Genomic DNA, 4417 nt, shown 5'->3' on the forward strand with positions numbered 1-4417 from the left:
TGTTGCTATATTATCTATGTTCTCTCTATATATTATTATGTGTATTACTGTTCATCTTATTCTTGTGTGTTGTTTTCGTTCTTCTTTAGCGCCAGAGTCCTCCTTCTTTTTTGTTTTCATCATCGTCCGCCCCCCCAGATCTACACAATCCTCTTCGTCGGCACGGTCAGACGTGTATAAGTCCCGTCGTCGGCGCACCGTCGTCCCCTCGGGAGTGAGGGGTGGACGGGGGGCGTGGGCCCGGCCGGAGGTCGAAGGCGGCGAAGAAGGCGGCACGTGTGGAGCGCCGGGTGTCGACCGGACAGCGATGCCCCGCCGAACCTGCGCGTGCGAGCTCGGCGGGATGGTGTCGCCGAGCCGTCGTCCGCGGGGCGACGCTGGCCCGGTTCCGACACTGCGACTCAGCCAGGATCGCTGGCGAGTCAGTCGGAAGGGTACACAGCCGTAACACGCGAGCGACATGACGAGAGCCACGCCGCGCGAGGCTGTCCGGATCGCCGCGACCCCTGTCCGGACGAGCGCTGTTCCCGGTCGATCAGGTCGGCGGAGGCGTCTCGTGATCGTTCTCACGCGTGGGCGCCGGGGACGCCGGGGACGCCGGGGACGCCGGAGCCCCTCGGGCGGCGGACTCCTCCCGGCGCTGCTCGGCGACCTCCGACCGGTCGATCACCTCACGCGGGCGGCCGCGCTGCCAGATCAGGTACGCCACGGCCAGCAGACCGACGATCACCGAGGTGAAGACGTTGACCCGCACTCCGAAGAACGTCTCGGCCGGGTCGCTGCGCAGCAGCTCGATCCAGAGCCGGCCGGCGCAGTAGGCGGCGACGTAGAGGGCGAACGCCCGGCCGTGGCCCAGCCGGAACCGGCGGTCGGCCCAGATGACCAGCGCAGCCGCGGCCAGGTTCCACAGCAGCTCGTAGAGGAACGTCGGGTGGAAGGTGCCCAGGAGCAGCGGCTGACCGTCCGGGCCGACGACCGCGCGGCCGCCGTCCCACTCGTAGATCTCCAGTGCCCAGGGCAGGTCGGTGACCCGCCCGTACAGCTCGTTGTTGAACCAGTTGCCGAGCCGTCCGACGGCCTGGGCGACGAGCAGGCCCGGCGCCAGGGCGTCGGCGAACGTCGGCAGCGGGATCCCGCGGCGCCGGCAGGCGATCCAGGCGCCGACCCCGCCGAGGGCGATGGCTCCCCAGATGCCGAGGCCGCCCTCCCAGATGGCGAAGGCGCGCAACGGGTCGCCACCCTCGCCGAAGTAGGCCCGCGGGCTGGAGATCACGTGGTAGATCCGCCCGCCGATGATGCCGAAGGGCACCGCCCAGACCGCGATGTCCAGGACGTCGCCGGGGGCTCCGCCGCGGGCCACCCAGCGTCGCTCGGTGAGCACGATCGCGGCGATGATGCCGGCGACGATGCACAGCGCGTAGGCGCGCAGCGGGAACGGGCCGAGCTCCCAGACCCCTTGGGTCGGGCTCGGGATGGCGGCCAGGACGGTCACGCGTGCACCCCCGCGCGGCGCACGCCCTCGGCGAGGTCCTCGGTGAGCGCGCGGACGCCGTCGGCGCCCCGCCCCTCGAGCATCTCCCGGACGTAGGCGGAGCCGACGATGACACCGTCGGCGAACCCCGCCACCTCCGCGGCCTGGTCCCCGTTCGACACTCCCAGGCCGACGCAGACGGCGATGTCCGGGACGGCCTGACGGGTGCGGGCCACCAGCGTCTCCGCGGCGTCCCCCACGGTCGCGCGGGTGCCGGTGACCCCCATGGTGGACGCGGCGTAGACGAAGCCACGGCTGGCGGCGGCGGTCGCGGCGAGCCGTGCGTCAGTGGACGACGGCGCCACGAGGAACACCCGGTCCAGCCCGGCCCGGTCGCTGGCGGCGATCCACTCGCCGGCTTCCTCGGGGATGAGGTCCGGGGTGATGAGGCCCGCTCCCCCGGCCGCGGCCAGATCGGTGGCGAACCGCTCGACTCCGTAGCGCTCGATGGGGTTCCAGTAGCTCATCACCACCGCGGCCGCGCCGGCGGCGGCCACCGCGCGCACCGCTCGCAGGACGTCGGGGATGCCGACACCCGCGCGTACGGCGACGTCGACGGCCTCTTGGATCACCGGACCGTCCATGCCCGGATCGCTGTAGGGCACGCCGATCTCCACGACGTCGGCGCCGGCCTCGACGGCGGCGACCATGGCGGCGATGGAGGTGTCGACGTCGGGATAGCCGACCGGCAGGTAGGCGATCAGCGCCGCCCGCCCCTCGGCCTTGGCCGCCCCGATGCGGTCGGCCAGCTTGCTGGTGGTCACGCCGTCTCTCCCGCGTCCTGGCCGGCGACGGCCTCGTCGTTGCTGATCGCACCCTCGGTGGGTTGCTGGTCGGTGTCCAGGCCCGGGCCGGGGACGACCTCGTCGTGGTCGCCGAGGCCGAACCACCGGGACGCCGTCTCGACGTCCTTGTCGCCGCGGCCGGAGAGGTTCACCAGCAGCAGGGTGTCCGGGCCGAGCTCGCGGCCGAGCGCCATCGCCCCGGCCAGCGCGTGGGCCGATTCGATCGCCGGGATGATGCCCTCGGTGCGGCAGAGCAGGGCGAACGCCTCCATCGCCTCGGCGTCGGTGACGGGCCGGTACTCCGCGCGGCCGATGTCGTTGAGGTACGAGTGCTCGGGGCCGACGCCCGGGTAGTCCAGGCCCGCGCTGATCGAGTGCGACTCGATGGTCTGGCCGTTGTCGTCCTGCAGCAGGTAGGACCGGGCGCCGTGCAGGACGCCGGGCGAGCCACCGGTGATCGTGGCCGCGTGCCGGCCGGTGTCGACGCCGTCCCCGCCGGCCTCCAGGCCGATCAGCCGGACGTCCTCGTCGGGGACGAAGGCGGTGAAGATGCCGATCGCGTTGGACCCGCCGCCCACGCAGGCCAGGACGGCGTCGGGCAGCCGCCCCTCGCGCTCGAGCACCTGGCCGCGCGCCTCGTCGCCGATCACCCGCTGGAAGTCGCGGACCATCGCCGGGAAGGGGTGGGGGCCGGCGACGGTGCCGAACACGTAGTTCGTCGTCTCGACGTTGGTCACCCAGTCGCGGAACGCCTCGTTGATGGCGTCCTTGAGGGTGCGCGAGCCGGTGGTCACCGGGATGACCTCCGCGCCGAGCAGTCGCATCCGCGCGACGTTGAGGGCCTGGCGGCGGGTGTCCTCCTCGCCCATGTAGACGGTGCAGGACAGGCCCATGAGCGCCGCGGCCGTCGCCGTCGCCACGCCGTGCTGACCGGCACCGGTCTCGGCGATGACCCGCGTCTTGCCGATCCGCCTTGTCAGCAGCGCCTGGCCTAGCACGTTGTTGATCTTGTGCGAGCCGGTGTGGTTGAGGTCTTCGCGCTTGAGCAGCACGCGGGCGCCGCCGCAGTGCTCGGCGAACTTGGGCACCTCGGTGACCGGGCTGGGCCGCCCGGTGTAGTCACGCTGCAGCCGGGCGAACTCCTCGAGGAACGCCGGGTCGACCCGCATCGCCTCGTAGGCCTCGGTCAGCTCGTCGAGCGCCGCGATCAGCGCCTCGGGCACGAAACGGCCGCCGAAGATGCCGAAGTGCCCGGTCGCGTCCGGCCAGCCCGGGCGCGCCGGGAGCGAGAGGTCTCCGGTCTGCGGCGGGCTGGTCGTCGTCATGGCACCAGTGTCCCGCGCCGGACGCGCCAATCCGCGCAGGGGTCCGCGCCATGTCACCGGATCGTGCTCAGAACGGCGGCGGGTCGTCCGCCGGCTCGGGCGGTGGTTGCGGTGGTTCGGGAAGCACGCGGTAGCCGGGTGGCCGGCTGATCCGGGTGACGCCTGAGGGCGTGAGAACGGTGAGCACCCCGTCGTCGTCCATCGTGTGCTGCCACCCCGGCGCGAAGGTCTTGAGCCGGTGGTGGCGACGGCACAGGCAGCACAGGTTCGCGCAGGAGGTCTCTCCGCCGTCGGCGTGCGCGATCACGTGGTCGAGGTCGGCCCAGCCGGCGCGCACCGTGCAGCCGGGGTGGCGGCAGGTGCGGTCGCGGGCCTTGAGGAAGCGCTGCTGGGCCTCCGAGGGGCGGTAGCGGTCCACCGCCGCCGCCCCTCGGAGGCCCAGCAGCGGGCAGCGGCAGCAGGTGTCGGGGTGGGTGGGGCAGCCGTGGCGGGCCAGCCGGCCGAGTTCCGTGCGGTTGGTGAGGGCCAGCAGCGCGCCGGTGGCGTCGGTGATCGCGATGTCCAGGCTGCCGCCGGGCGGTGCCTGCAGCCCGCCGGGGCAGAGCGCGTCGAGCCGGGTGAGCAGCTCCCGCAGATGGGCGGCGGTGATCGGCTCGCCGTCGACCTCGCCGACCGCCGCAGCGGTGCCGGGCGGGGTGAACGCGGCCGGCCGTGGGCCGCCGGTGGGCGGGAACGCCGCCGGGGTGAGCGCGTTCAGGGGGGCGACCACGGTCAGG

Annotated in this window: 4 protein-coding genes; all 4 read right to left on the reverse strand. The window is 72.7% G+C overall.

Going from position 1 to position 4417, the window contains the following annotated elements:
- Positions 1–535: 535 nt before the first annotated feature.
- Positions 536–1492 (reverse strand): prolipoprotein diacylglyceryl transferase, encoded by a 957-nt coding sequence (gene lgt, locus C5508_RS18880; RefSeq protein WP_104526449.1) that lies wholly within the window; start codon positions 1490–1492, stop codon positions 536–538.
- Positions 1489–2295, reverse strand: a complete 807-nt coding sequence (trpA, locus tag C5508_RS18885) for a tryptophan synthase subunit alpha (RefSeq protein ID WP_198598189.1) — start codon at positions 2293–2295, stop codon at positions 1489–1491. The genes lgt and trpA overlap by 4 nt, the downstream gene beginning before the upstream one ends.
- The gene (gene trpB, locus C5508_RS18890; RefSeq protein WP_104526450.1) at positions 2292–3641 is read right to left on the reverse strand and encodes a tryptophan synthase subunit beta; all 1350 of its coding nucleotides are present in this window, start codon (positions 3639–3641) and stop codon (positions 2292–2294) included. Before trpB ends, trpA begins: the two co-directional genes overlap by 4 nt.
- 67 nt (positions 3642–3708) lie before the next feature.
- On the reverse strand, positions 3709–4417 hold a 709-nt coding region (locus C5508_RS18895), incomplete at its 5' end, for an HNH endonuclease signature motif containing protein (RefSeq protein WP_198598190.1).

It is taken from the genome of Blastococcus atacamensis (assembly GCF_002938425.1).
Taxonomy (GTDB): Bacteria; Actinomycetota; Actinomycetes; order Mycobacteriales; family Geodermatophilaceae; genus Blastococcus; species Blastococcus atacamensis.

What these genes read in the sequence shown, in the direction of transcription:
- trpB (WP_104526450.1), bottom strand. Translation starts at nt 3,641, where the DNA reads ATGACGACGACCAGCCCGCCGCAGACCGGAGACCTCTCGCTCCCGGCG.